The sequence below is a fragment of the Enterobacter sp. GER_MD16_1505_Eko_090 genome, from assembly GCF_003331015.1.
GTDB classification, from domain to species: domain Bacteria; phylum Pseudomonadota; class Gammaproteobacteria; order Enterobacterales; family Enterobacteriaceae; genus Enterobacter; species Enterobacter roggenkampii.
This window is the reverse complement of the sequence record NZ_PUQF01000019.1, coordinates 32,846-58,366: the sequence shown is the minus strand read 5'-3', so window position 1 is coordinate 58,366 and position 25,521 is coordinate 32,846. Positions and strand designations below refer to the sequence as shown.

Annotated in this window: 27 protein-coding genes; 6 read left to right on the top strand and 21 right to left on the bottom strand. The window is 55.9% G+C overall.

The genetic code is table 11. The features are described from left to right. Positions 1-2 precede the first annotated feature (2 nt). The 8 genes from fabF to yceD all read right to left on the bottom strand — a co-directional run bounded on the left by fabF (position 3) and on the right by yceD (position 6,205). Positions 3-1,244 (bottom strand): beta-ketoacyl-ACP synthase II, encoded by a 1,242-nt coding sequence (fabF, locus tag C6A40_RS19630; protein WP_008500794.1) that lies wholly within the window; start codon positions 1,242-1,244, stop codon positions 3-5. A gap of 91 nt (positions 1,245-1,335) precedes the next feature. Next, positions 1,336-1,572 (bottom strand): acyl carrier protein, encoded by a 237-nt coding sequence (gene acpP, locus C6A40_RS19625; protein WP_003857954.1) that lies wholly within the window; start codon positions 1,570-1,572, stop codon positions 1,336-1,338. Positions 1,573-1,726: 154 nt separating this feature from the next. Then, complete coding sequence (gene fabG, locus C6A40_RS19620) at positions 1,727-2,461, bottom strand: 3-oxoacyl-ACP reductase FabG (RefSeq protein WP_008500795.1); 735 nt, start codon at positions 2,459-2,461, stop codon at positions 1,727-1,729. Between the two features lie 12 nt (positions 2,462-2,473). Continuing rightward, positions 2,474-3,403: an ACP S-malonyltransferase gene (gene fabD / locus C6A40_RS19615; protein WP_008500796.1), complete on the bottom strand. Its 930-nt coding sequence runs from the start codon at positions 3,401-3,403 to the stop codon at positions 2,474-2,476. Between the two features lie 15 nt (positions 3,404-3,418). After that, positions 3,419-4,372, bottom strand: coding sequence for a beta-ketoacyl-ACP synthase III (locus tag C6A40_RS19610; RefSeq protein ID WP_008500797.1), 954 nt, complete (start codon positions 4,370-4,372; stop codon positions 3,419-3,421). Between the two features lie 6 nt (positions 4,373-4,378). Next, on the bottom strand, positions 4,379-5,413 hold the full coding sequence (plsX, locus tag C6A40_RS19605; protein WP_021240758.1) for a phosphate acyltransferase PlsX: 1,035 nt from the start codon (positions 5,411-5,413) through the stop codon (positions 4,379-4,381). A gap of 80 nt (positions 5,414-5,493) precedes the next feature. Then, the gene (gene rpmF, locus C6A40_RS19600; protein ID WP_003857964.1) at positions 5,494-5,667 is read right to left on the bottom strand and encodes a 50S ribosomal protein L32; all 174 of its coding nucleotides are present in this window, start codon (positions 5,665-5,667) and stop codon (positions 5,494-5,496) included. Between the two features lie 16 nt (positions 5,668-5,683). Then, complete coding sequence (gene yceD / locus C6A40_RS19595) at positions 5,684-6,205, bottom strand: 23S rRNA accumulation protein YceD (protein ID WP_021240759.1); 522 nt, start codon at positions 6,203-6,205, stop codon at positions 5,684-5,686. A gap of 140 nt (positions 6,206-6,345) precedes the next feature. Here yceD and C6A40_RS19590 point away from each other — a divergent pair, with 140 nt between their 5' ends. Next, positions 6,346-6,930, top strand: a complete 585-nt coding sequence (locus C6A40_RS19590) for a Maf family protein (RefSeq protein ID WP_045334665.1) — start codon at positions 6,346-6,348, stop codon at positions 6,928-6,930. Between the two features lie 76 nt (positions 6,931-7,006). Here the strand turns inward: C6A40_RS19590 and rluC are convergent, their stop codons facing one another. After that, a complete protein-coding gene (gene rluC / locus C6A40_RS19585) occupies positions 7,007-7,954 on the bottom strand; it encodes a 23S rRNA pseudouridine(955/2504/2580) synthase RluC (protein WP_021240761.1) in 948 nt (315 codons plus the stop codon). 572 nt (positions 7,955-8,526) lie between these two features. On the opposite strand from rluC, the gene rne reads away from it, so the two are divergent. After that, positions 8,527-11,646, top strand: a complete 3,120-nt coding sequence (rne, locus tag C6A40_RS19575) for a ribonuclease E (RefSeq protein ID WP_058657463.1) — start codon at positions 8,527-8,529, stop codon at positions 11,644-11,646. A gap of 46 nt (positions 11,647-11,692) precedes the next feature. Here the strand turns inward: rne and C6A40_RS19570 are convergent, their stop codons facing one another. Then, positions 11,693-12,595: a LysR family transcriptional regulator gene (locus tag C6A40_RS19570; protein WP_072204902.1), complete on the bottom strand. Its 903-nt coding sequence runs from the start codon at positions 12,593-12,595 to the stop codon at positions 11,693-11,695. A gap of 145 nt (positions 12,596-12,740) precedes the next feature. Here C6A40_RS19570 and C6A40_RS19565 point away from each other — a divergent pair, with 145 nt between their 5' ends. Continuing rightward, complete coding sequence (locus tag C6A40_RS19565) at positions 12,741-13,955, top strand: MFS transporter (protein ID WP_008500804.1); 1,215 nt, start codon at positions 12,741-12,743, stop codon at positions 13,953-13,955. A gap of 75 nt (positions 13,956-14,030) precedes the next feature. Here the strand turns inward: C6A40_RS19565 and flgL are convergent, their stop codons facing one another. From flgL to flgB, 11 genes are all read right to left on the bottom strand, one after another. Then, complete coding sequence (gene flgL / locus C6A40_RS19560; protein WP_021240765.1) at positions 14,031-14,984, bottom strand: flagellar hook-associated protein FlgL; 954 nt, start codon at positions 14,982-14,984, stop codon at positions 14,031-14,033. A 14-nt stretch (positions 14,985-14,998) separates the two neighbouring features. Then, positions 14,999-16,639: a flagellar hook-associated protein FlgK gene (gene flgK / locus C6A40_RS19555; protein ID WP_021240766.1), complete on the bottom strand. Its 1,641-nt coding sequence runs from the start codon at positions 16,637-16,639 to the stop codon at positions 14,999-15,001. Between the two features lie 75 nt (positions 16,640-16,714). Then, on the bottom strand, positions 16,715-17,668 hold the full coding sequence (gene flgJ, locus C6A40_RS19550; protein WP_021240767.1) for a flagellar assembly peptidoglycan hydrolase FlgJ: 954 nt from the start codon (positions 17,666-17,668) through the stop codon (positions 16,715-16,717). Further along, entirely contained in the window at positions 17,668-18,765 is a 1,098-nt protein-coding gene (locus tag C6A40_RS19545; RefSeq protein ID WP_008500808.1) for a flagellar basal body P-ring protein FlgI, read from the bottom strand. Before C6A40_RS19545 ends, flgJ begins: the two co-directional genes overlap by 1 nt. A gap of 12 nt (positions 18,766-18,777) precedes the next feature. Continuing rightward, a complete protein-coding gene (gene flgH, locus C6A40_RS19540; RefSeq protein WP_008500809.1) occupies positions 18,778-19,476 on the bottom strand; it encodes a flagellar basal body L-ring protein FlgH in 699 nt (232 codons plus the stop codon). Between the two features lie 57 nt (positions 19,477-19,533). Further along, positions 19,534-20,316 (bottom strand): flagellar basal-body rod protein FlgG, encoded by a 783-nt coding sequence (gene flgG, locus C6A40_RS19535; RefSeq protein ID WP_008500810.1) that lies wholly within the window; start codon positions 20,314-20,316, stop codon positions 19,534-19,536. An 11-nt stretch (positions 20,317-20,327) separates the two neighbouring features. Then, on the bottom strand, positions 20,328-21,083 hold the full coding sequence (locus tag C6A40_RS19530; RefSeq protein WP_008500811.1) for a flagellar basal body rod protein FlgF: 756 nt from the start codon (positions 21,081-21,083) through the stop codon (positions 20,328-20,330). Between the two features lie 20 nt (positions 21,084-21,103). Next, on the bottom strand, positions 21,104-22,312 hold the full coding sequence (gene flgE / locus C6A40_RS19525) for a flagellar hook protein FlgE (RefSeq protein ID WP_008500812.1): 1,209 nt from the start codon (positions 22,310-22,312) through the stop codon (positions 21,104-21,106). Positions 22,313-22,338: 26 nt separating this feature from the next. Then, positions 22,339-23,049, bottom strand: coding sequence for a flagellar hook assembly protein FlgD (flgD, locus tag C6A40_RS19520; protein ID WP_023343755.1), 711 nt, complete (start codon positions 23,047-23,049; stop codon positions 22,339-22,341). A gap of 11 nt (positions 23,050-23,060) precedes the next feature. After that, entirely contained in the window at positions 23,061-23,465 is a 405-nt protein-coding gene (gene flgC / locus C6A40_RS19515) for a flagellar basal body rod protein FlgC (protein WP_008500814.1), read from the bottom strand. 3 nt (positions 23,466-23,468) lie between these two features. Further along, on the bottom strand, positions 23,469-23,885 hold the full coding sequence (gene flgB, locus C6A40_RS19510; RefSeq protein WP_008500815.1) for a flagellar basal body rod protein FlgB: 417 nt from the start codon (positions 23,883-23,885) through the stop codon (positions 23,469-23,471). A 157-nt stretch (positions 23,886-24,042) separates the two neighbouring features. On the opposite strand from flgB, the gene flgA reads away from it, so the two are divergent. The 3 genes from flgA (at position 24,043) to flgN (ending at position 25,519) form a co-directional block, all read left to right on the top strand. Continuing rightward, positions 24,043-24,702 (top strand): flagellar basal body P-ring formation chaperone FlgA, encoded by a 660-nt coding sequence (flgA, locus tag C6A40_RS19500; RefSeq protein ID WP_045334672.1) that lies wholly within the window; start codon positions 24,043-24,045, stop codon positions 24,700-24,702. A gap of 93 nt (positions 24,703-24,795) precedes the next feature. Then, entirely contained in the window at positions 24,796-25,089 is a 294-nt protein-coding gene (gene flgM / locus C6A40_RS19495) for a flagellar biosynthesis anti-sigma factor FlgM (RefSeq protein ID WP_008500817.1), read from the top strand. A gap of 4 nt (positions 25,090-25,093) precedes the next feature. Beyond that, entirely contained in the window at positions 25,094-25,519 is a 426-nt protein-coding gene (gene flgN, locus C6A40_RS19490) for a flagella biosynthesis chaperone FlgN (RefSeq protein WP_008500818.1), read from the top strand. Positions 25,520-25,521 lie beyond the last annotated feature (2 nt).

Below are 25,521 nucleotides of genomic sequence, written 5' to 3'. Positions count from 1 at the left end.
GCTCAGACCTTTTTGAAGATCAGAGAACCATTCGTGCCGCCAAAGCCGAAGGAGTTACACAGGGTGTACTCCATACCGCTAACCTGGCGAGCTTCATGAGGAACGAAGTCCAGATCGCAACCTTCATCCGGGTTATCCAGGTTGATGGTTGGCGGAACAGCCTGATCGCGCAGCGCAAGGATAGAGTAGATGGACTCTACTGCACCCGCCGCGCCCAGCAGGTGACCGGTCATAGATTTCGTGGAGCTAACCAGTACGCGGCTGGCAGACTCGCCGAAGATAGACTTCACAGCCTGCGCTTCAGCTTTGTCGCCTGCTGGCGTAGAGGTACCGTGAGCGTTAACGTAGCCAATCTGCGCTGGGGTAATACCCGCATCACGGATCGCGTTTTCCATCGCCAGCGCAGCACCCGCACCGTTCTCCGGAGGAGAGGTCATGTGATAAGCATCGCTGCTCATACCAAAGCCAACGACTTCAGCATAAATTTTCGCACCGCGTTTTTTCGCATGTTCGTACTCTTCCAGCACGAGCATACCTGCGCCGTCACCCAACACGAAACCATCGCGGTCTTTATCCCACGGACGGCTCGCCGCCTGAGGATTATCGTTACGGGTAGAAAGCGCACGCGCTGCACCAAAGCCACCGACACCCAATGGGGTACTGGCTTTTTCAGCACCGCCCGCAACCATAGCATCTGCATCGCCGTACGCAATGATACGCGCGGCCTGGCCGATGTTATGCACGCCAGACGTACACGCGGTAGCGATAGAAATGCTTGGCCCACGCAGGCCGAACATAATGGTCAGGTGACCTGCCACCATGTTAACAATCGTGGACGGAACGAAGAACGGGCTGATCTTACGCGGTCCGCCATTCATCAGCGATGTATGGTTTTCCTCGATCAGGCCAAGACCGCCAATACCGGAGCCGATAGCAGCGCCAATACGGGTTGCGTTCTCTTCCGTAATCTCAAGGCCAGAATCCTGCATGGCCTGAACGCCAGCGACAATTCCATATTGAATGAAGGCATCCATCTTGCGCTGTTCTTTGCGCGAGATGATCTCTTCACAGTTAAAATCCTTTACTAAGCCAGCAAATTTCGTTGCATAGGCGCTAGTATCGAAATGGTCGATTAGGCTGATGCCGCTCTGACCGGCAAGGAGAGCTTTCCAGGTGGACTCTACGGTATTGCCGACAGGAGACAACATGCCAAGTCCGGTCACAACTACACGACGCTTAGACACGTTTGTCCTCCAGGGAGGGATAAAAAAAGAGATTCGTGGGACTAAAAAAGATAAAACTCAGGCGGTCGAATGACCGCCTGGAGATGTTCACTTACGCCTGGTGGCCGTTGATGTAATCAATGGCAGCCTGAACGGTGGTGATTTTCTCAGCTTCTTCGTCCGGAATCTCAGTATCAAACTCTTCTTCCAGAGCCATTACCAGCTCAACGGTGTCAAGAGAATCTGCGCCCAGGTCTTCAACGAAGGAAGCGGAGTTCACAACTTCTTCCTGCTTAACGCCCAGCTGTTCGCCGATAATTTTCTTAACGCGTTCTTCGATAGTGCTCATACTCTTAAATTTCCTATCAAAACTCGCTTTCGCGATGGTTTTCGTAGTGTATAAAATGTTGAAAAATTTGCAACTAAATCCCGGCAGGTCTTACCACGATTTTACGTTATTTTGAGGCCATTTGCCCTAATAACGCAAATATTTTCGATCGTGATTAAACCATGTACATCCCGCCGTTGACGTGGAGGGTCTCACCAGTGATGTAACCCGCTTCGTCAGAGGCTAAAAATGCAACCGCACTGGCGATTTCTTTAGGGTCGCCAAGACGACCCGCCGGAACTGCCGCCAGTGTACCCGCACGCTGCTCATCGGTCAGCGCACGCGTCATGTCCGTTTCAATAAAGCCCGGAGCAACAACGTTTACAGTAATCCCGCGGGACGCGACTTCACGCGCCAGCGATTTACTGAAACCGATCAGACCTGCTTTCGCCGCAGCGTAGTTAGCCTGACCAGCATTTCCCATGGTACCAACCACAGAACCAACAGTGATAATACGACCATGACGCTTTTTCATCATAGCGCGCATTACCGCTTTTGACAGACGGAATACAGATGACAGGTTGGTTTCGATAATATCGTTCCACTCGTCATCTTTCATTCGCATCAGAAGGTTGTCGCGAGTGATCCCGGCATTATTGACCAGAATATCCACTTCACCAAACTCTGCGCGAATATTTTCCAGAACAGATTCGATAGATGCTGGTTCGGTCACATTCAGTACCAGACCTTTACCGTTCGCACCCAGATACTCGCTGATGGCCTGCGCGCCATTCTCGCTGGTTGCTGTACCAATCACCTTCGCGCCGCGCGCAACCAGTGTTTCAGCAATTGCACGCCCGATACCGCGGCTTGCGCCAGTCACCAGGGCGATTTTTCCTTCAAAACTCATGGTATTCCTCTTTTATTGCGAGAGTGCCGCTGACATCGCTTCCGGCTCGTTAATCGCCGAGGCTGTCAGGGTGTCAACAATACGTTTCGTCAGACCGGTGAGGACTTTCCCTGGGCCGACTTCATACAGATGCTCAACGCCCTGAGCGGCCATAAACTCAACGGTTTTGGTCCACTGTACCGGGCTGTAGAGCTGGCGAACCAGTGCGTCGCGGATAGCTTCCGGCGCGGTTTCGCATTTCACATCGACGTTGTTCACAACGGCAATCGTCGGTGCGTTAAACGTAATTTTTTCCAGCTCAACCGCCAGTTTCTCGGCGGCTGGCTTCATTAACGCACAGTGGGACGGCACGCTGACCGGCAGCGGCAGCGCGCGTTTCGCGCCAGCAGCTTTACAGGCAGCACCGGCACGCTCAACCGCTTCTTTATGACCAGCGATAACCACCTGGCCCGGCGAGTTGAAGTTAACCGGTGAAACCACCTGCCCTTCAGCAGATTCTTCACACGCTTTTGCAATCGCAGCATCATCCAGACCGATGATAGCAGACATGCCACCTGTGCCTTCTGGCACCGCTTCCTGCATGAATTTACCGCGCAGTTCCACCAGACGTACGGCGTCAGCAAACGCGATCACACCGGCACAGACCAGCGCTGAGTATTCACCCAGACTATGGCCCGCGAGCAGCGCTGGCGCTTTACCGCCCTGCTGCTGCCAGACACGCCACAGCGCAACGGACGCTGTCAGCAGCGCTGGCTGTGTCTGCCAGGTTTTGTTCAGTTCTTCGGCCGGGCCCTGCTGGGTCAGCGCCCATAAATCATAACCCAGTGCATCAGAAGCTTCACGGAAAGTCTCTTCAATGACCGGATAGTGTGCTGCCATTTCAGACAACATCCCAACGGTTTGAGAGCCCTGCCCTGGGAACACAAAAGCAAATTGCGTCATTTTTTATTCCTTATCCTAGAAACGAACCAGCGCGGAACCCCAGGTGAACCCGCCACCGAAGGCTTCAAGCAAGACCAGCTGGCCCCGTTTGATTCGCCCGTCGCGTACCGCTTCATCAAATGCGCACGGTACTGACGCCGCAGAGGTGTTGCCGTGACGATCCAGCGTCACCACAACGTTATCCATCGACATGCCCAGCTTTTTCGCGGTCGCGCTGATGATACGCAGGTTCGCCTGATGCGGCACCAGCCAGTCGAGCGCGGAGCGCTCAAGGTTATTCGCTTCCAGCGTTTCATCAACAATGTGCGCAAGCTCAGTCACCGCCACCTTGAACACCTCGTTCCCTGCCATGGTCAGGTAAATCGAGTTGTCCGGATTAACGCGATCGGCGTTAGGCAGGGTCAAAAGCTCACCGTAGCTGCCATCAGCATGCAGATGCGTAGAGATGATACCCGGCTCTTCGGACTGCCCCAGCAGCACCGCGCCCGCACCATCACCAAAAATAATGATCGTTCCGCGATCGGTTGGATCGCAGGTACGCGCCAGCACGTCAGCACCGATCACCAGCGCATATTTGACGGCTCCGGACTTCACGTACTGATCGGCAACGCTCAGCGCATAGGTAAAACCTGCGCACGCAGCGGCAACGTCAAACGCCGGGCAACCTTTAATGCCGAGCATATTCTGCACCTGGCATGCCGCGCTTGGGAAAGCATGTGTAGCAGACGTCGTGGCCACCACGATCAAACCGATCTGTTCTTTATCAATGCCCGCCATCTCGATAGCACGCTGTGCGGCTTCGTAACCCATGGTGGACACGGTTTCGTCTGGCGCGGCGATACGACGTTCACGGATACCTGTGCGCGTGACAATCCACTCGTCAGACGTATCTACCATTTTTTCCAGATCGGCGTTGGTACGCACTTGTTTTGGCAGGTAGCTGCCGGTACCTAAAATCTTCGTATACATGTACGCTCAGTCACTTTTAGCTAATACAGATTCCAGGCGAGCGGCAATCCGCTGAGGGACTTGTCGCTGCACCGCCTGCACTGCCTGTTCAATGGCGACAGAAAATGCTCGCTGATTGGCGGCGCCATGACTCTTAATCACGATGCCGCGCAATCCTAACAGACAGGCGCCATTATACTGGTCGGGGTTGAGGTGACTGAATCGCCGCGTCAGGCTCTTTTGTAACCAACGCTTCAATAAAATCAGCCACCAGGCGCTTTTTTTGCCCTCTCCCTGTGATTTCAGCAGAGAAAGAAACATCCGCACGACCCCTTCCATGGTCTTCAACGTTACGTTTCCGGTGAAGCCATCGCAGACCAGAACATCCGTTTTACCCGTCAACAACTCATTGGCTTCGAGATAACCAATATAGTTGATGGAGGGAACCTGTTTGAGCAATTCAGCTGCTTCGCGAATGCTGTCCAGGCCTTTGGTCTCTTCTTCACCAATGTTCAGTAACGCAACACGGGGAGTATTGATCCCGACCACTTCTTCTGCCAGCACCGATCCCATTACGGCAAACTGAGCCAGCATTGTACTATCACAATCGACGTTCGCGCCCAAATCGAGCACCACCGTCTTGCCCTTCTGCTGATGCGGCAACACCGTCACCAGCGCCGGGCGCTCAATACCGTCAATCGGTTTGAGCAACAATTTCGCCAGTCCCATCAGCGCGCCGGTATTACCCGCGCTGACGCAAGCCTGGGCTCGTCCTTCTTTCACCAGCTCCAGCGCTATCCGCATCGAGCTGCCGCGGCTATTGCGAATCGCCTGCGAGGGTCGGGCATCACTGGCAATAACTGACTGCGCAGGAATAATCTGCAGACGTGAACGTTGTTCAAAGTCAGCTTTTGCAAGTAATGGCGTGATTGCGTCGGGATTGCCGACTAAAAGAAGAGTGAGTTGCGAATTAGAATTCAGTGCCTGCAATGCTGCAGGCACTGTCACGGAAGGGCCAAAATCTCCCCCCATGACATCTAACGCCAGGGTTAGACGTGTCAAGGTATCGTCGCAGCCTGGTTCGGTAAGTTCCCCGTTTGCACGGGGAGCTCCTCACTAAGCCTAATCACGCTGACGCGTGATTACTTAGTGATAACCTTGCGGCCGCGGTAGAAACCGTCAGCGGTGATGTGGTGACGCAGGTGTTTCTCACCAGAAGTCTTGTCTACAGACAGGCTGGTAACTGCAGTCAGCGCGTCATGGGAACGACGCATGCCACGTTTGGAACGGGTTGGTTTATTCTGTTGTACGGCCATGGACCTTACTCCTCAATTACTTACGCTTTAAGCTGGCTAATACGGCAAATGGGTTTGGTTTTTGCGCTTCATCAGGCAGTTCCCCAAAGACCATGTCCGCCTCGGACACTTCACAGTGTTCAGAATCATGCACCGGAACGACTGGCAAGGAGAGGATGATTTCATCTTCAACCAGAGCCAGAAGATCGATTTCACCGAATTCGTTAACCTCAATCGGCTCATACGCTTCCGGGAGTGCTTCAGCCTGTTCGTCAGAACGAACCGGACTGAAACAATACGTTGTGTGAACATGCTGTACAAACGGTTTCCCGCAACGCTGACACTCGAGCGTTACCGTCACCTTTGCATCACCGGTTAACACGGCGAGGCGCTGATTGTCGATAGCGAACGACATGGAGCATTCTACATCACTGTCCACACTGACTACGGATTCGGCAATACGCTCAGCCTGATCGGAAGTATAGATACCTTCGTAATCGAGGCGTTTTTGAGCCGTACGTACCGGATCAAGAGTCAGGGGTAATTTTACCTTTTGCATAGGGCGCGCATATTAACTTTGTAACGTCATAGAGTCAAAGAAAAAGGCAACCAGAGCTGCCTTTTGCCAATTATTCGCACACATTGCGGCCTGTAGTTTAAAATGGCTGGCATCGATACGCTATATCTGGTGATAAAAATATGCCAAATCTCGTCCTTGCTTCCACGTCTCCCTACCGCCGAATGCTGCTGGAAAAGCTCGGGATCCCGTTTGAATGCGCTGCACCAGACGTGGATGAGACGCCACAGCCGGGCGAGTCACCGCGCCATCTGGTGACGCGTCTTGCTAAGGAGAAGGCGCAGTCGCTGGCCGCACGCTATCCTTCGCATTTGATTATAGGCTCCGATCAGGTTTGCGTGCTGGACGGCGAAATCACCGGCAAGCCGCATACAGAGGAAAATGCCTGCCAGCAGCTTCTGCGCGCGCGCGGTACTATCGTGACCTTCTATACGGGCCTCGCCCTCTATAACGCCGCGTCAGGCCATCTGCAAACCGAGTGCGAGCCGTTCGACGTACACTTCCGTCATCTCAGCGAGCAAGAGATTATGGATTATGTGCGTCGTGAGCGTCCGCTGAACTGCGCGGGGAGCTTTAAAAGTGAGGGGCTGGGGATTGCGCTGTTCGACAAGCTGGACGGTCGGGATCCGAACACCCTGGTGGGGTTACCGCTGATTGCCTTGTGTCAGTTGTTACGGCGAGAAGAGTGTAATCCGCTGACGATGTGACCTTCGCCGGGTGGCGCTGCGCTGACCCGGCCTACAAAACCGTAGGCCCGTGCAAGCGCAGCGCCGCCGGGCAAAATCAGCCGCGCAGAACCTTCAGGCAGCGTTTCAACTGCTCATCCAGCGGCGCTTCAATACGGATGACTTCACCGGTATTTGGGTGGGTAAATTTCAGCGCTGCCGCATGCAGGAACAGACGCGATAGCCCCGTCCCCGCCAGCTGCTTATCAAACTCGCGGTCGCCATAGCGGTCATCAAACGCGATGGGGTGCCCTGCAAACTGCGTATGTACGCGGATCTGGTGGGTACGACCGGTCACCGGACTGCAGCGCACCAGCGTGGCAAACTCATAGCGCTCTTCAACCTTAAACCGCGTCTCAGACGGTTTCCCTTCCTGGCTGACGCGGACAATACGCTCGCCGCTTTGCAGAATGTTCTTCAGCAGCGGCGCCTGCACCACTTTTACATGGGACTGCCACTGGCCGCGCACCAGCGCCAGGTAGTCTTTCTGCATCCCTTTTTCACGCAGCTGTTCATGCAGGGAACGCAGCGCAGAACGTTTTTTCGCTACCAGCAGCACGCCAGAGGTGTCACGGTCAAGACGGTGCACCAGTTCAAGGAAACGCGCTTCCGGGCGCAGGGCGCGGAGCCCTTCAATCACACCGAAGCTCAGGCCGCTACCGCCATGGACTGCCGTTCCTGACGGTTTATTCAGCACCAGAATGTGGTCATCTTCGTAAAGGATGACATCGCTCAGGGCCGCCACTTTCTGTAGCTTCGGTGAAACGGTCTCTTCTTCACGCTCTGCCACGCGCACCGGCGGAATACGCACTTCATCGCCCGCCTCGAGTTTGTACTCGGGCTTCACGCGTTTTTTGTTCACCCGCACTTCGCCCTTACGCAGGATGCGGTAAATCATGCTCTTTGGCACCCCTTTCAACTGGGTGCGCAAGAAGTTATCGATACGTTGCCCCGCTTCATCTTCGGCGATGGCAACCATTTTTACGGCTGGAGTCTCTGTTTTCATGGTTGGCGATTCTAAATATCGTCAGCCATTAGCGCCACTCATTTTTCTATGCTTATATTTACTTTTATCCGGCCTGCGCCCCGTTTCACGCAATCGATTTGGTGGTTATTAAACCAATCACCACCTTGAGGTGAAGAAACTGTGAGTAACCGGGTGATAATTGGTAAAAGTCATCTTGCTATAACCCGGCGAGCAGTGGAATAATGAGGTCGTTTTCCGCGTTAAATCCGGGTTTTGTAAGGATGTCGACGGAATGACCAATTTTGTCTGACCGATCATCCACGCAGCAATGGCGTAAGACGTATTGATCTTTCAGGCAGTTAGCGGGCTGCGGGTTGCAGTACTTCCCGGTATAAGGATTGTTCTCTGGAGAGTTCTACCCAGGCAATTCCCCTGATAATTGCGCTGTGTTTCCGTATGAAACACAGGCAACCGACACTCTGCGCCTCTTAAGCGAGCGACAACCGTGAGGTTGGCGACGTGAACAGACACGAGGCCATCGGTTCATACCCCGGAAAGCGTCACCTTGCCCGCAGCTTTGTCGTCAATGTAAGAATAACGAGTAAGTTACGATGAAAAGAATGTTAATCAACGCAACTCAGCAAGAAGAGTTGCGTGTCGCCCTTGTGGATGGGCAGCGCCTGTACGATCTGGATATCGAAAGTCCTGGACACGAACAGAAAAAAGCGAACATTTACAAAGGCAAAATCACCCGCATTGAACCAAGCCTTGAAGCTGCATTTGTCGATTACGGTGCTGAGCGTCATGGTTTCCTCCCTCTGAAAGAAATCGCCCGCGAATATTTCCCTGCAAACTACAACGCCCATGGCCGCCCAAACATCAAAGATGTTCTGCGTGAAGGTCAGGAAGTTATCGTTCAGATTGATAAAGAAGAGCGTGGCAACAAAGGTGCCGCACTGACAACCTTTATCAGCCTGGCGGGGAGCTATCTGGTGCTGATGCCAAACAACCCGCGTGCGGGTGGTATCTCTCGCCGTATCGAAGGTGATGACCGTACCGAGCTGAAAGAAGCGCTGGCAAGCCTTGAACTGCCTGACGGCATGGGGCTTATCGTGCGTACCGCAGGCGTCGGGAAATCCGCCGAAGCGCTGCAGTGGGACCTCAGCTTCCGTCTGAAGCACTGGGAAGCCATCCAGAAAGCAGCGGAAAGCCGCCCTGCTCCGTTCCTGATCCACCAGGAAAGCAACGTGATCGTGCGTGCCTTCCGTGACTACCTGCGTCAGGACATCGGTGAGATTCTGATCGATAACCCGAAAGTGCTTGAGCTGGCGCGCCAGCACATCGCCGCGCTGGGCCGTCCGGATTTCACCAGCAAAATTAAGCTCTACACCGGTGAAATCCCGCTGTTCAGCCACTATCAGATCGAATCCCAGATTGAGTCCGCCTTCCAGCGTGAAGTGCGTCTGCCATCCGGCGGTTCTATCGTTATCGATACCACTGAAGCGCTGACCGCTATCGACATCAACTCCGCGCGTGCAACCCGCGGCGGCGACATCGAAGAGACCGCCTTCAACACCAACCTTGAAGCCGCTGATGAAATCGCCCGCCAGCTCCGCCTGCGCGACCTGGGTGGTCTGATTGTTATCGACTTCATCGACATGACCCCTGTACGTCACCAGCGTGCGGTAGAAAACCGTCTGCGCGAAGCGGTGCGTCAGGATCGTGCGCGTATTCAGATTAGCCATATCTCACGCTTTGGCCTGCTGGAGATGTCCCGTCAGCGTCTGAGCCCATCGCTGGGTGAGTCCAGCCATCACGTCTGCCCACGCTGCTCCGGCACCGGTACCGTGCGTGATAACGAATCGCTGTCCCTCTCTATCCTGCGTCTGATTGAAGAAGAAGCGCTGAAAGAGAATACCAAAGAGGTTCACGCGATTGTGCCTGTGCCAATTGCGTCCTACCTGTTGAACGAAAAACGTGCTGCGGTCAGTGCCATTGAAGCGCGTCAGGGCGGCGTTCGCTGCATCATCGTGCCAAACGATCAGATGGAAACCCCGCACTACCACGTACTGCGTGTCCGTAAAGGTGAAGAGACGTCAACGCTCAGCTACCTGCTGCCGAAGCTGCACGAAGAAGAGATGGCCCTGCCATCTGATGACGAGCCAGCAGAGCGTAAGCTGCCAGAGCAGCCTGCGTTAGCGACCTTCATCATGCCAGAAGCCCCACCGGAAGCCGCCCTGGAAAAACCAGCGGCCAAACCTGCGGCGCAGAAACCAGAAGCGACGGCAGCGAAAGCACAGCCAGCGCAGCCGGGTCTGCTGAGCCGCTTCTTCGGCGCGCTGAAGAAGATGTTTGCCGGTGAGGAAGTTCAGCCAGAGCAGCCGAAAGAAGAGCCAAAAGCGGCCAAGCCTGAACGTCAGCAGGACCGCCGTAAGCGTCAGAACAACCGCCGCGACCGTAATGACCGTAGCGATCGTAATGAGCGCAACGAGCGTCGTGACAACCGTGACAACCGCTCTGACAATAACGAAGGCCGTGAGCAACGCGAAGACAACCGTCGCAACCGTCGCGAGAAACAGCAGCAGAATGTTGAAGATCGTGAAATTCGCCAGCAGGCGGGCGATGAGTCTGAGAAGAGCAAACAGCGTGACGACCAGCAGCCGCGCCGTGAACGCAACCGTCGTCGTAACGACGAGAAGCGTCAGGCACAGCAGGAAGTCAAAAACCTGAACCGCGAAGAGCCTGTAGAGCAGCAGGACGGCGAGCAGGAAGAACGTACTCAGGTCATGCCGCGCCGTAAGCAGCGCCAGCTTGCTCAGAAAGTCCGCTTCGCCTCTGAAGCAACCGAAGAGACAGCAAACGTTGCGGTTGAAACTCGCGAGAGCGCAACCGGTACGCAGCTGGCAAAAGTTGACCTGCCAGCGGTCGTTGATAACAATATTGAGCAGGATGAAAACGGTGAAAACCGTGATAACGCCGGTATGCCGCGCCGTTCACGTCGTTCCCCACGTCATCTGCGCGTCAGCGGTCAGCGCCGTCGTCGCTATCGTGACGAGCGGTACCCGACTCAGTCTCCAATGCCGCTGACCGTTGCCTGTGCTTCACCAGAAATGGCTTCCGGCAAAGTCTGGATCCGCTACCCTGTTGCTCGCCCGGAGCAGGTTGTTGAAGAACAGCCGGTAACGGAAGAGGTCATTGCACCTGTAGCAGCGGTAGAAGAGGTCGTGACTGAAACGGCAACCGTGGTTGAACCTCAGGTTGTTGAAACTGAAGCACCTCAGGCCGCGGACGTCGAAACCACGCATCCGGAAGTGATTGCCGCGCAGGTTGATGCCGCACCGCAGCTTATTGCTGAAGAAGATGTCGTGGTGGCTGAGGAAATTGCTGAAGAGGCTGAACCTGTAGCCGCGGTAGAAGAAGCCGCTGAAACTCTCGACGAAACCACCGCTGAAGAGGTCGTTCAGGACGTTGAGATTCAGGTTGAACCGGTTGTTGAAGAGCCGAAAGCGCCAGAAGTGAAGCCTGAGCCGGTTGTTTCTGCGCCAGCCGCTGCCCACGTAGCGACAGCACCAATGACCCGCGCCCCGGCGCCGGATTACGTGCCTGAAGCGCCGCGTCACAGCGACTGGGTTCGCCCGGCCTTCAGCTTCGAAGGGAAAGGCGCAGCCGGTGGTCACAGTGCAACGCATCAGGCGACTGCACCGGCAACGCGTCCACAGTCTGTCGAATAACGACAAACGACACTGAAGTAAAAAGCCGACCCTTGGGTCGGCTTTTTTATGGCTGCTGAACAGGCTTTCTCATCCCGGTCACCTCCGGCATGACCTGCCGCATCAACTCCAGAAATCGCCGCAAGCGTGCTGGATAATAACGGGACCAGGGATAAACCAGATGTACCGGTAGCGCCGCGGGCTGCCACTCGGGCAGCAAATGCACCAGCCGCCCTTCCCGAATATCGTCCTGTACCGTCCAGCTGGATACCACGGCCACGCCAAGGCCGGTAAGTGCCGTATTGCGTGCGACATACAGGCTGTCGGTGCTGAGCCGTGGCGTAATAGCAATCCGCGCGGTGGCGGACGTGGCATCGTGAAAAAGCTCCACGTGGCGCTGGTAGAAAGAGCTGATGGCTATCCAGGGAAACTGCTGCAAATCCTCCGGCGTATTCACCGCCGGGAAGCGGGCCAGCAGTGCCGGAGAAGCCACCACCGAGCGCGGCACCTCCGCCAGCAGTACGGATACGGTTGCCGGATCGACCTCCACGCCCACCCGAATAGCACAGTCAAGGTTGTCGCCGAGGAAATCCGCCGACCGATCGTTGAGCATCCACTCAATCGAAAGCTGCGGATAGCGTTGCAAAAATTCGGTTACGGGTTTCAGAAGCTGATCCTGACCAAACGCGTGCGGCGCCCGCACCCGCAGCACGCCTACCGGCTCATCTTCCGTCTGCCCCACCTCATCCTCCAGCGCCAGCCAGCTGTCAATCACCCGACGGGCGTGCTGATAGCAGCGCTCGCCGTCATCCGTTAGCCGCGTCGTGTGGGTGGTGCGCAACAACAGGCGCACGCCCAGCATGGTTTCAAGCGACTGCAGCCGTCGGCTTACCGTGGCCTGGGTTGTTGCCAGCTGCCGCGCCGCCGCTGAGAGCGAACCCGCCTCGACAATGCGGACAAACGTCCGCATGAGCTCTACCCTGTCTATACGCTCAGCTCTTTTCATCGCATTTTCACTTATACGTTCAACGTATAAGCGTTTTACCACCGGGCCCGCTACCGTCGCAAGGCGTGCTGATAAAAAATAGCCGCACACGATGAATGAGGAACAACTTATGAACACAACAACGACTCCCCATGCTGTAAGCCGCTGGGTGATCTTTATGCTGGCTCTGGGGGCTGGTTTCAGCGTGGCATCAATCTATTACGCGCAGCCCCTGCTGCCGCTGATGGGTGCCGACCTGCATTTGAGTATTGAAGGTATGGGCCTGGTGCCAACATTAACGCAGGCAGGCTACGCGCTTGGCATCCTGTTCCTGCTTCCTCTGGGCGATCGCCACGACCGCAGGACGTTAATTTTGATCAAAAGCGCGGCGCTTGCGCTGTTTCTTCTCGGCTGTAGCCTGACCGGGCAGATCCATTCCCTGCTGCTGGCAAGCCTGCTTATCGGCATGGCCGCCACCATGGCACAGGATATCGTCCCTGCCGCGGCCATTCTTGCGCCGGAAGGCAAACAGGGAAAAACCGTAGGTACAGTAATGACCGGGCTGCTGATGGGTATCTTATTATCCAGAACCGTGAGCGGCGTGGTGGGCGAAGCGTTTGGCTGGCGCGTCATGTACCAGCTGGCAGCGGCGAGCATTGCGTTCATCGGGGTAATGATGTGGTTTGTACTTCCCCGTTTTGCCATTCACTCCACGCTGAGCTACCCCGCGCTGATGCGCTCGATGGAACACCTGTGGCGTCGCTACCCGGCGCTGCGCCGCGCGGCGCTGGCTCAGGGTTTCCTGTCGATTGCCTTTAGCGCCTTCTGGTCAACGCTTGCGGTCATGCTGCTGGAACGCTATCACCTGGGTAGTGCCGTCGCAGGTGGTTTTGGTATTGCCGGTGCCGCGGGTGCGTTAGCTGCCCCACTGGCGGGGGGTCTGGCGGACAAACTGGGGGCAGGAAAAGTCACGCAGCTTGGTGCCGTTCTTGTGACCGTCTCTTTCGCCCTGATGTTCCTGATGCCCGCGCTGGGCGTTCATGGACAGCTGATGCTGATCGCCATCTCTGCCGTCGGGTTCGACCTGGGCCTGCAGTCCAGCCTGGTCGCCCATCAGAACCTGGTGTACAGCCTTGAACCGCAGGCGCGTGGTCGTCTCAACGCCCTGCTCTTTACGGTCGTCTTTATCGGGATGGCGCTGGGGTCCGCGTTAGGCAGCAATATCTACTCGCTGGCTGGCTGGACGGGTGTGGTCGCACTGGCCACCGTCTGTGGCGTCATTGCGCTGGTCATCCGTCTGATAGAAAGCGCGCGTGTCGCCTCAGTAACGGCAGAAGTCGCATAAAAAAAATGCCCAATCCAGACGGATTGGGCAGCAAAACATGCCCAGTTTCAAGACATGTTCTAAGAGGTCAAGATGCTATTTGTTCAGCTGAAACAGAGACATGCCCTGCATATCGCTAAACGCTTTATAAGACGCCTGCAAGGCCGCCTGCTGCATGGTGTAAGAGGAAATTGCCGCATTCCAGTCAACGTCCACAAGGTCACTCATTTGCGAAGTCTGTGCGAGTGACCGGTCGTTACTCAGTGTGTTCAGTTTATCCAGTTCGTTAAGTTTGGTACCCAAATCGGCCCGTACAGTTAATACATTATCAAGCGAGTTACGCAACCCCCGGTTCGCAGCATCAATGGCTGCATTTTCCTGATCGACCTTCGCTTGATCGTCACCGACCGGTGTGTTCAACGAGGTGATAGCATTATCCAGTATCTTGAATAAATTCTTTTCAGGTGTTCCACCACCCGGCTCCGGTGTTGCATTGCTGGTAAACGTGGCGAAAACCTCTGTGCCAGTGTGGCTGATTTGCATATTTCGTGCAGAATCCACCTGTTGGTTAACTGGGGTAGTACCACCGATATAATTGCCGCTGGTTTGGTCAAAAGCGACATTCTCCGTCTTATACCCTGCGAAGATATATCGTCCATTACCGTCAGTGCTGTTGGCGAGGTTCATAAGCTGATCGCGTATGCCTTGCAGGTCTGTCGCCAGAGATGCCCGATCGCTGTCACTTAATGTCCCATTCCTCGCATAAACGACTTTTTCCTGAGCGCTCTGAATGGCCGTTGTAACCTGTGAAAGGACACTCTCCTCAAGCGATACTTTCTGCGTTGCAAAGGTACGCGCAAGATCGAATTGGCTATTCTGCGCCTGAGCCTGTGATAGAACAATCGCCTGAGACGCCGCGATAGGATCGTCCGACGGACGATTAACGCGCTTACCGGTGGACATTTGTTCCCCGTAATTTAGCCATTTGCTTTGGGAATCGGTGATCCCACGCATGTTCTGGTCGTACATCATTTGGGTGCTAATACGCATTGTTCACCTCAACCTTAGCGAATATTGATAATTGCGTCGAAGAGCGTACTGGCAGTTTGTAACACCTGCGCGTTGGCAAGGTAATACTGCTGATAACGCTGCAAATTGCCATACTCTTCGTCGAGGTTTACCCCTGAGATGGACTGCTGTTGTTTGGTTAACTGTGTTTCCACATTCGCTTTCGTCTGGCTGCTCACCTTCAGTGACGCCGTTGAGCTACCGACTGTACTGACGAGAGAGGCATACGCATCGTTAAAGGTTTTATTCCCACCCACAACTTTCGCGTTTTGAAGATCAAGCAGTTTCTGGCCATTACGGTTATCACTTTCGCCGCCGTTCTGCACTGACGCCATCGCCAGTTTGGACTCGTCGCTGATCGCCAGATCCATGTTCATGATGACGTCGGAAACCGGCTTCACGGTAAAGCTGTCTTTGGTATTTGCCGTGCCGCTCACGTTGACGTTAAGACCATCAAACGACAGGTTGCCGCTGGCATCCGGGCTCATCGTAAAGCTGGTTTTGTCTGATGTACGGGTGATCGTCCAGTCAGTGCCGTTGAACTGCAGCTTATAGTCTGTCGCCTGGACCTGTTTGCTGTCGGTCACAGAGGCCGTAACAACCGCCGATCCGCCGTTCTTGCTGTTGGACAGCACCGCCGGAGAACCAAAGTTGAACAGCTTACCGCCCGCATCACCGTTAGCGTCAAAGCCGGCTTCATGCTGCGTGTTCATCGAATCGGCAAAGGCCAGCGCCATCTGGTTCAGGGTGTTACGAGCTTTATCCAGATCTTCCGTGCGGAAGGTCAGTAAACCGCCCAAAGAACCGGTGGTGATCATCTTTTCCGGGATCTCTACGTTCCCGGCCACGTCATCGACATAGGCCACGGTGGTACGGGACGGATCGGCGCTGGACTTCACGGCCGCCAGCTGGTTAGCTTTGCTGCCCTGCACCAGGCTGTAACCGTTGCCGAAAGAGATGTTATACGTGCCGCTATCCTGAACAGACACTTCCACGCCGACGATTTTGTTCAGCTCAGTGACGAGCTGATCGCGCTGGTCAAGCAGATCGTTAGGCGATGCGCCCGCACCGACGCCGGTCAGACGGGAAATCTGATCGTTCAGATTGGCAATCTGTTTGGCATAGTTGTTGATCTGCGACACGCTGGTTGAAATCGCGGTATTCACCTGCGTATCCTGGTCACGAAGATACTGATCGTTGGTTTTGAACTGATTGACCAGACCGCCCGCTTTACCCAGCACCGTCTGACGCGCCGCCGGATCTTCCGCGTTGCTCACCAGGGTTTGCAGACTTTTGAAGAAGTCCTGCAGCGTGGTGGAAAGCGAGTTGGTGGTATCGGAGAGCACATCGTCGATTTTTGACATCTGCTGATAGCGCGTCGTCAGGCCGCTGCTCTGCGTCTGCGCGGCGCGCAGCTGATTGGTGATGAAGGCGTCATACTCACGCTGGACACCGGAGACATACACCCCGTTACCCACCCAGCCACCGCCGGTCAGCGTGCTGTTAGATGCGCCCAGCACCGTGGTCTGGCGGGTATAGCCTGCCACGTTATAGCTTGAAATATTATTACTGACGGTATTGAGTGCCGACTGCGCAGCACTGAGGCCACTCATGGCGCTGTTAATCAAACTGGACATGGGGGTTCCTTTTATACGTTCAGACACGAGTCCTGATGAAGGTTATCGGCAACCTCCACCGGGACTTGAGAACTTTCAGAACAGATTTTCAATATCTGTGCTATAGGCTTTGCTGACCTTCTCGCCCATGGATTTCAGCTGCTGGATCATGCTGGTGAGCTTACGCGCATAGTTCGGGTCGGTCGCGTAGCCCGCGTTTTGCAGCGCCTGAGCGCCCTGCTCCGCCGTCGCCGCCTGCGTCACGGCGGTATAGCGCGGATTTCGGCTCAGCAGGCCAACATAATCGGACAAGGCTTCCAGATACGAGCTGTAGACGCGGAATTTGGCTTTCACCTTAACCGCCGCACCGTTCTCGTATTCGGTGGTCGTGATCTCCGTTGTTGGCCCCTTCCAGCTGGAGGTGGCTTTCACGCCGAAGATGTTGAAGCTCGGCTCGCCGTTTTCCTTGCGGATCTGGCGCTGACCCCAGCCCGACTCCAGCGCGGCCTGCGCCAGAATCAGGTGATGCGGCACGCCGCTTTGTTCGCTGGCAAGGCGCGCAGGCAGAGAAAGCTGCGCCAGGAAGTCTTTACTGTCACCGGAGAGCGGCTCATCGCCGCTGCCCGTGGCTTTCGGCATCGCTTTACGCACCATTTGCGTCAGGGCCTGGTTCTGATAGCTGGTCACCGTTTCCAGGTCGAACTTCATCGGTACCTGCTGCGGCTGATCCTGAGGCTGAATGCCCTGCGCCGCTTCGGTCTGCTTGACAATCATGTCAGCCAGACCGAGGCCTTTCCCGGCGGTCATCTGCTGCGCAATCTGCTGGTCATACATGCTGGTGTAGAGACGTGTTGAATCACTGCTGAACATCCCGTCTTTCGGCAAGGTTTCACGCATGCTCTTCAGCATCATCTGTACAAACATCCCTTCCACCTGGCGGGCGACCGGGCGGATATTCGCCGCCGGGTCTTTACCTGCTTTGGTTTTCAGTTCGTTGAGCGACTGGGCGTCCCAGGCTGCACTGGTCAACAATTTGCTATCGGTCAGCATTAAATGATTTCCAGTTTGGCGCGCAGGCAGCCCGCGCTTTGCATCGATTGCAGGATGGACATCAGATCCATCGGCGTTGCGCCCAGGGCGTTCAGGGCGCGCACCACGCTGTTCAGGTTGGCGCTTGATCGCACGCTCTGTAAAGACCCACCGCTCTGACGTAAATCAATCTGCGTTTGCGGGGTTACCACCGTCTGACCACCGCCAAACGGCGTGTCCGGCTGGCTGACGTTAGCGGAGCGGTTCACCGTCACCGACAGGTTCCCCTGCGCTACGGCACAGCTGTCGAGCGACACTTCCCGGTTCATCACCACCGAGCCGGTACGGGAGTTGATGATCACCTTCGCATCCTGGACCGGAACGTTCACTTCCATATTCTGGATATCGGCCAGCATGCGCACCTGGTTGCTGCTGCCGGTGGAGGTACGGATCTGCACGGTGCGCGCATCGAGTGCCGTGGCATTACCGTAGCCACGGCTGCGGTTGATGGTATCGGCAATCTGCTGCGCCATCGTGAAGTCTTCATTATTGAGCTGCAGGTTAATGGTGTTGCCCGCGCCAAACTGGGTCGGCAGTTCACGCTCAATGATCGCCCCGTTGGTAATCCGTCCGCCGTTGAGCTGGTTTACCTGCACGCTGCTTCCGCCTGCGGATGCACCCGCACCGCCGACCAGAATGTTTCCCTGCGCCAGCGCATAAACCTGGCTGTCGACGCCTTTCAGCGGAGTCATCAGCAGCGTACCGCCGCGCAGGCTTTTGGCGTTACCCATTGAGGAGACTACCACGTCAATGGTCTGTCCCTGACGCGCAAACGCCGGGTAGGATGCGGTGACCATTACTGCCGCCACGTTTTTCAGCTGCATGTTAGTTCCCGCCGGCACGGTAATGCCGAGCTGGGAAAGCATGTTGTTCAGACTTTGGGTGGTAAAGGGGGTCTGGGTCGTCTGGTCACCGGTACCGTCCAGCCCCACCACCAGGCCATAGCCAATCAGCGAGTTTTCACGCACGCCCTGTACGCTGGTGAGATCGCGAATACGGTCAGCCTGGGCAAAGGTAGCCACCAGCGCGAGCGCCACGGCGAAGATCGATTTAAACATGGGTCACCTCGCTTACATCGGCGATAAGTTAAGGAAGAAGCGCTGCAGCCAACCCATATTTTGCGCTTCATTAATGTAGCCGTTACCGACGTACTCAATGCGCGCATCCGCCACCTGGGTGGACGGAACGGTGTTGGTGCCGCTGATGGTGCGAGGGTTAACCACGCCCGAGAAGCGAATGAATTCAGTGCCCTGGTTGATGGCGATCTGTTTTTCACCCACAACGTGTAAGTTGCCGTTAACCAGTACCTGGTCAACCGTGACCGTCAGCGTGCCGCTGAAGGTGTTGCTGGCGTTCGCGCCACCTTTACCGTTAAAGGTGTTGCCGCCAGAGGCATCGACATCAGCACGCGCGTTGCCGAACAGTCCCTGCAGGTAGCGCGGGACGGTATCGAAGCCAAAATTCGTTTTGCCATCACGGCTGGCGTTCGCCGACGAGCTCTTGCTCGCGCTGACGTTTTCCTGCAGCACAATGGTCAATGTATCGCCGACGTTACGCGGGCGGCGATCTTCAAACAGCGGCTGATAGCCGTAATTAATCGGCTGCGCGGTCTGGAAAATGGAGCCGTTGACTACTGGCGCAGGGCCAGGAACGGGTTGGGCAGTCGTCGCACCCTGGACCAAAGGTTTAGACGGGATCCAGGCACACCCGCTGAGGGTGACGGCCAGAACAGTCAGAATCGGATAACGAAACGCCGCGTTTTTTTGCATTGCCTTCATCTTCGAAAACAGGGAGCCGGCGCGGCGTTTACCGCACCGGGCTACACCTTAGAGTTGCGTCAGTTTCTGCAGCATCTGGTCGGTCGTCGACACTGCTTTACTGTTAATTTCATACGCGCGCTGAACCTGGATCATATTCACCAGCTCTTCCGCCACGTTCACGTTGGAGGTTTCAACATAGCCCTGATACAGCAGGCCCGCGCCGTTCAGGCCCGGGGTGCTCTCATTTGGCGTACCGGAGGATTGCGTCTCGGTGTAGAGGTTCTCACCAATGCTTTCCAGACCGGTATCGTTCATGAAGGTGGTCAGGTTGAGCTGCCCAACCTGAACCGGCGCAGCCTGCCCCTGCTGGGTTACGCTGACCACACCGTCACGTCCGATGGTAATGCTCAGGGCGTTCGCCGGGATGGTAATCGCAGGCTGAACCTGGAAACCGCCCGCCGTCACCAGCTGGCCGTTCTGATCGACCTGGAACGAGCCGTCGCGGGTGTAGGCAGAAGTCCCGTCAGGCAGCTGCACCTGGAAGAAGCCCTGGCCTTTGATCGCCACGTCTTTGCTGTTGTTGGTCTGAGACAGGTTGCCCTGGCTGTGCAGACGCTCGGTCGCCACCGGACGAACACCGGTACCGATCTGCAGGCCCGATGGCAGCGTCGTCTGTTCAGAAGACTGCGCGCCCGGCTGACGGATGGTTTGATAAAGCAAATCTTCGAAAACGGCGCGCTGACGCTTGAAACCATTGGTGCTCACGTTTGCCAGGTTGTTGGCAATCACGTCCATATTGGTTTGCTGGGCGTCCAGGCCAGTTTTCGCGATCCATAAAGAACTGATCATAAGGAATCCTGTTAACTCATAGCCAGAAGTTGGTTAGCCTTGCCCGCGTTTTCATCGACGCTGCTGATGATCTTCATCTGCATTTCAAAACGACGGGCGCTGGCGATCATGTCGGTCATGGCTTCGACCGGCTTGACGTTACTGCCTTCCAGAACACCGGACATCACGCGGATGCTCGGATCGGCCTGTAAGGTGGCACCCCGCGTCGCCTGCGCCGCCTGGGTCAGACGGAACATACCGTCGTCGCCACGCTGCACCTCTTTGCCTTCCGCCTTGACCAGCTTCAGACGACCGACGGGCGCAACGGTATTGGCCGGGTCGCCCGGGTTGAGCGCCGAAATGGTGCCGTCCGCAGCGATAGTCAGCTCAGAACCTTCTGGTACGGTCAGCGGACCCGCTTCCCCCATCACCGGATGCCCCTGAATCGTCAGCTGGCCCGTCGCGCTCACCTGGATGTTCCCGTTACGGGTATAGCCTTCGCTACCGTCCGCCGTTTGCACCGCCAGCCAGCCGTCCTGCTGCAGAGCCACGTCCAGCGGGCGTGAGGTGTAATCCATCTGCCCTGGCGTCATATCGGCGCCAGGGGTTGATGCCGTCACCAGCGTACGGGTCGGCAGGGAAAGCCCTTCTACCGGCACCGCGCGCAGCGCATTAAGCTGCGCGCGAAAGCCCGGCGTTGAGGCGTTTGCAAGGTTGCTGGCGGTAACGGCCTGCTGATTGAGCGTCTGACTTGCCGCGCCCATCGCGGTATATATTGCGTGATCCATTGCGCTTTCCTGTTAGCCGCTTAACGCAGGTTAACCAGCGTGTTGAGGATCTGGTCCTGGGTTTTGATGGTCTGCGCGTTCGACTGATAATTACGCTGCGCGACGATCATGTTCACCAGCTCTTTACTCAGATCGACGTTAGAGGCTTCCAGCGCACCGTTGGTCAGCGTGCCGAAGTTACCGCTTCCGGCAGTACCCAGCAGCGCCACGCCGGAGGACTGGGTGGCAGACCAGACGTTGTCGCCTTCCGATTTCAGACCTTCGTTGTTGGCGAAGTTTGCCAGCACGATCTGGCCCAGAACCTGGGTCTGTTCGTTGGAATAGTTACCGACCACAGTGCCGTCGTCATTGATTTGGTAGCTCACCAGGTCGCCTGGTTTAAAACCATTCTGGCTGGTCGCGACGATATTGTTCGCACCGGTGTTCTGCTGCATGGAGTTAGCAAAACTCATGGCGAAGGTCGCTGGCGTCGCACCTGGGATGGTCGCGGTAGTGATGTTGATATTTCCACCACCGGTCAGCGTACCGTTATTATCGAAGGTCAGCGTGGTGGCCAGTGCCGCCGTGCTGCCTGCGACGCTACCGTCCTGGGCATACACTTTCCAGGAGTTAGCCGGGGTCGCATCTTTGACATAAAACAGGTTCATGTTGTGCGCATTACCCTGGCTATCAAAGACGGTCACCGTACCTTTTTTGTTGTACGTGTCCGGGTTAGCCGGATCAAAGGCGGTGGTCGGCGCGGTATCGGTGGAATTCAGGTTAATCTGCTGGGAAGCCGTGGTGGTGGACTTCGCGGCCATTAACGTGGTTGGGATATTAATGACCTGTGGGTTCGCCCCGGTCTGAACCGTTGATGGCGTCCCGGCAACCGGATACCCCGTTAACTGCATCCCCTGCATGTTCACCAGGTTACGGTTTTCATCCAGCTTGAACTGGCCGTTACGGCTGTAGAATACAGAGCCGTTGGAGTCGACCATACGGAAGAAACCGTTCTGGCTGATGGCAACGTCCAGGCCACGACCGGTGTTGGTGGTGGTGCCGTCGCTAAAGTCCTGCGTGATGCCCGCAACTTTCACGCCCAGGCCGACTTTGGAACCGGCAAACATGTCTGCAAAGGAAGCAGAACCGGATTTAAAACCATAGGTCGCGGAGTTGGCGATGTTGTTGCCAATGACGTCCAGGTTGGTGGCCGCAGCATTCAGGCCGCTGACCGCTTGAGAAAAGGCCATGACTTACTCCTGATAAGTGTTAAGGCTTAGATAATCTGCCGAACTTCGTCGAGTGTGGTGGAACCAGAGGTTCCCAAATCCAGTTTGTTGCCGTCGCTTCCTTTAATCACGCCCTGGACCAGCGCGAACTGCAGCGGCTGCGCCACCAGCTGGGTCGTCCCGTTGCTGGCGCTGATCGCGACTTTGTAAGCACCGTTTGGTGCTTTCGTGCCGTCGGTCAGGCTGCCGTCCCAGGTAAAGGTGTGAACGCCCGCCTTCAGCTCGCCGATGTCGATGGTGCGAACCACGGCGCCGGTTGAGTCGGTGATCGTCGCCGTCACTTTGTCAGCCGCCTGCTGCAATTCAACGCCGAACGGCGTAGTGGTGGTGGTCGATGTACCGTCGGTAGTGCTGGTGCCTGCCAGAATCGTGGTTCCCGGGATCATCACCCCGTGGCCAATCAGGCTTGCCGCCTGCAGAGACTGGGCGCTATTAATCTGTCCAGAGACGGAACCAAGGGTGGTGTTGAGTTTCTCAATGCCGCTAACGGTGCTGATCTGCGCAAGCTGCGTGGTCAGTTCGTTGTTCTGCATCGGGTTAGTGGGATCCTGGTTCTTAAGCTGCGCCACCAGCAGCGTCAGAAAGCTGCCCTGAAGATCGGCGGCGTTACTCCCCGTCAGGGAGTTAGAACCCGTCGTACTCTTTGTGTTGTTAACACCCGAGTTCGTCGGATCATTCACATTTACGGCGATGGACATGCATGTCTCCTTTACTGGCCGAGAGTGAGTGTTTTGAGCATCATGCTCTTCACGGTATTAAGCACTTCGACGTTGGCCTGGTAGCTACGGGAAGCCGACATGGAGTTCACCATCTCACCCACCACATCCACGTTTGGCATCTTCACGTATCCGCTGGCATCCGCCAGTGGGTTACCCGGCTCATACACCAGCCTGTCCGGGGCCTGGCTCTCCACCACATCCGAGACCTTCACGCCGCCCGTCGCCGCGCCTGGTGCAGCATCGACCTGAAAGACAACCTGTTTGGCACGATAAGGCTGGCCGTCGGGTCCGGTGACGCTGTCGGCGTTCGCCAGGTTACTGGCGGCCACGTTCAGGCGCTTGGACTGTGCGGTTAACGCCGAACCGGCGATATCAAAAATATTCAGCAAGGCCATCTATCAGTTCCCCCCCTGCAGGACGTTCATCATGCCTTTGATTTGTCCGCCGAGTACGGTCAGGCCCGTCTGGTATTTCAGGCTGTTGTCGGCAAACTGGGTACGCTCCCGGTCCATATCCACGGTGTTACCGTCGAGTGAGGGCTGATCGGGAATGCGATAAAGTAAATCAGTCGCTGGCGCGGTCATCGCCTGAGCAGGAATATGGCGAGAGGATGTCATGGCAAGTGCAACACCCGTTCCTTCGGCACGTCCACGCTCCATCACCTTTTTGAGTTCACTGGAAAAATCAATATCGCGCGCCTGATACCCCGGGGTATCGGCGTTAGCGATATTGGCGGCTAAAATCTCCTGCCGCTGGGCGCGTAAGTTGAGCGCTTCCTGCTGAAAACGTAACGCGGCGTCGAGTTTATCGAGCATGTCTCCTCCGCTGATGGCAAAATTTCAGTTCACAGCTTAAATCTCACCCGGTCTCCCCTATCGACGGAATAAGCGCAAAATGCGTCGCTATTTATTCCGTTGATGCAAAACCACTGCAGGTAGAATTCGTTCAACTCTGGAAACGGTGGAACTTGCGATGCAAACGTTAAAACGTGGTCTGGTGGCGGCGCTCTTGCTGTTAAGCCCTCTGGCGCAGGCTGATGGGTTACAGGATCGGCTAACGGCTTTTTTTGCCGAAAAACTGGCAGGCTTTAGCGATGACGTGACCGTTACCGTGCGCACGCCACCGAATCTGTACCCGACGTGCGACCAGCCGTCCTTCAGCGTGGTAGGGTTCACAAAGCTCTGGGGGAATGTGAACGTGCTGGCACGCTGCGCCAACGAAAAACGCTATTTACAGGTTGCCGTTCAGGCGACGGGCAATTATGTTGTCGCCGCCGTGCCCATTGCGCGCGGCAGCGTACTGCAGACAAACAGCTTGACCTTGAAGCGCGGCCGTCTGGATCAGCTGCCGCCACGCACCATGCTGGATATCAACCAGGCACAGGACGCCGTCAGCCTGCGCGACGTCGCGCCAGGCCAGCCGATACAGATCTCCATGCTGCGTCAGGCATGGCGGGTAAAAGCAGGCCAACAGGTGATGGTGGTGGCCAACGGAGATGGCTTTAGCATCAACAGTGAAGGGAAAGCGTTGAACAATGCCGCGGTGGCGCAAAACGCCCGCGTCAGAATGTCCTCAGGCCAGGTGGTGAGCGGAACCGTCGATGCTGATGGGAATATTCTGATTAACCTATAATCTTTTTAAAGATTTCGCGGCGCGTGCCGATAAATATTCCACTAATGATGATGTCAGGCGCAAACGCCGCGAACCCTCGATGAGGACAACACTATGAGCATTGATCGTACATCAGCCCTGAAGCCGGTAAGCGCTGTACAACCTCGCGAAACGAATGACGCAACGGCGCAGAAAACGCGTCTGGAGAAACCGTCAACGTCCAACAGCACCAGCGTGACCCTGAGCGACGCGCAGGCAAAACTGATGCAGCCGGGCAGCAACGATATCAATATGGAACGTGTTGAAGCGCTGAAAACGGCTATTCGTAACGGTGAGCTGAAAATGGATACCAGCAAGATCGCTGACGCCCTGATTCAGGAAGCACAGAGTTTCTTACAGAGTAACTAACCGTATGAGTCGACTGTCAGAAATACTGGATCAAATGACGGTTGTCCTGAACGACCTGAAAACGGTAATGGACGCTGAACAGCAGCATCTCTCTTCCGGTCACATCAACGGCAGCGCGCTGCAGCGTATTACTGAAGACAAAAGTTCGCTTCTGGCAACGCTGGATTATCTGGAGCAGCAGCGACGCGCTGAGCAAGATCCTAAGCGCAGCGCCAATGACGATATTATTGAGCGCTGGCAGACCATTACCGAAAAAACTCAGCACCTGCGCGATCTTAACCAGCATAACGGCTGGCTACTGGAAGGGCAGATTGAGCGTAATCAGCAGGCGCTTGAGGTGTTGAAACCGCATAAAGAAACCGGACTGTACGGTGCGGATGGTCAGACGGCGACGGCGCGTATTGCAGGTGTGAAAAAGATTTCGATTTGACG

What these genes read in the sequence shown, in the direction of transcription:
- acpP (WP_003857954.1), bottom strand. Translation starts at nt 1,572, where the DNA reads ATGAGCACTATCGAAGAACGCGTTAAGAAAATTATCGGCGAACAGCTG.
- fabG (WP_008500795.1), bottom strand. Translation starts at nt 2,461, where the DNA reads ATGAGTTTTGAAGGAAAAATCGCCCTGGTGACTGGCGCAAGCCGCGGT.
- fabD (WP_008500796.1), bottom strand. Translation starts at nt 3,403, where the DNA reads ATGACGCAATTTGCTTTTGTGTTCCCAGGGCAGGGCTCTCAAACCGTT.
- C6A40_RS19610 (WP_008500797.1), bottom strand. Translation starts at nt 4,372, where the DNA reads ATGTATACGAAGATTTTAGGTACCGGCAGCTACCTGCCAAAACAAGTG.
- rpmF (WP_003857964.1), bottom strand. Translation starts at nt 5,667, where the DNA reads ATGGCCGTACAACAGAATAAACCAACCCGTTCCAAACGTGGCATGCGT.
- yceD (WP_021240759.1), bottom strand. Translation starts at nt 6,205, where the DNA reads ATGCAAAAGGTAAAATTACCCCTGACTCTTGATCCGGTACGTACGGCT.
- C6A40_RS19590 (WP_045334665.1), top strand. Translation starts at nt 6,346, where the DNA reads ATGCCAAATCTCGTCCTTGCTTCCACGTCTCCCTACCGCCGAATGCTG.
- rluC (WP_021240761.1), bottom strand. Translation starts at nt 7,954, where the DNA reads ATGAAAACAGAGACTCCAGCCGTAAAAATGGTTGCCATCGCCGAAGAT.
- rne (WP_058657463.1), top strand. Translation starts at nt 8,527, where the DNA reads ATGAAAAGAATGTTAATCAACGCAACTCAGCAAGAAGAGTTGCGTGTC.
- C6A40_RS19570 (WP_072204902.1), bottom strand. Translation starts at nt 12,595, where the DNA reads ATGCGGACGTTTGTCCGCATTGTCGAGGCGGGTTCGCTCTCAGCGGCG.
- C6A40_RS19565 (WP_008500804.1), top strand. Translation starts at nt 12,741, where the DNA reads ATGAACACAACAACGACTCCCCATGCTGTAAGCCGCTGGGTGATCTTT.
- flgL (WP_021240765.1), bottom strand. Translation starts at nt 14,984, where the DNA reads ATGCGTATTAGCACCCAAATGATGTACGACCAGAACATGCGTGGGATC.
- flgK (WP_021240766.1), bottom strand. Translation starts at nt 16,639, where the DNA reads ATGTCCAGTTTGATTAACAGCGCCATGAGTGGCCTCAGTGCTGCGCAG.
- flgJ (WP_021240767.1), bottom strand. Translation starts at nt 17,668, where the DNA reads ATGCTGACCGATAGCAAATTGTTGACCAGTGCAGCCTGGGACGCCCAG.
- C6A40_RS19545 (WP_008500808.1), bottom strand. Translation starts at nt 18,765, where the DNA reads ATGTTTAAATCGATCTTCGCCGTGGCGCTCGCGCTGGTGGCTACCTTT.
- flgH (WP_008500809.1), bottom strand. Translation starts at nt 19,476, where the DNA reads ATGCAAAAAAACGCGGCGTTTCGTTATCCGATTCTGACTGTTCTGGCC.
- flgG (WP_008500810.1), bottom strand. Translation starts at nt 20,316, where the DNA reads ATGATCAGTTCTTTATGGATCGCGAAAACTGGCCTGGACGCCCAGCAA.
- C6A40_RS19530 (WP_008500811.1), bottom strand. Translation starts at nt 21,083, where the DNA reads ATGGATCACGCAATATATACCGCGATGGGCGCGGCAAGTCAGACGCTC.
- flgE (WP_008500812.1), bottom strand. Translation starts at nt 22,312, where the DNA reads ATGGCCTTTTCTCAAGCGGTCAGCGGCCTGAATGCTGCGGCCACCAAC.
- flgD (WP_023343755.1), bottom strand. Translation starts at nt 23,049, where the DNA reads ATGTCCATCGCCGTAAATGTGAATGATCCGACGAACTCGGGTGTTAAC.
- flgC (WP_008500814.1), bottom strand. Translation starts at nt 23,465, where the DNA reads ATGGCCTTGCTGAATATTTTTGATATCGCCGGTTCGGCGTTAACCGCA.
- flgB (WP_008500815.1), bottom strand. Translation starts at nt 23,885, where the DNA reads ATGCTCGATAAACTCGACGCCGCGTTACGTTTTCAGCAGGAAGCGCTC.
- flgA (WP_045334672.1), top strand. Translation starts at nt 24,043, where the DNA reads ATGCAAACGTTAAAACGTGGTCTGGTGGCGGCGCTCTTGCTGTTAAGC.
- flgM (WP_008500817.1), top strand. Translation starts at nt 24,796, where the DNA reads ATGAGCATTGATCGTACATCAGCCCTGAAGCCGGTAAGCGCTGTACAA.
- flgN (WP_008500818.1), top strand. Translation starts at nt 25,094, where the DNA reads ATGAGTCGACTGTCAGAAATACTGGATCAAATGACGGTTGTCCTGAAC.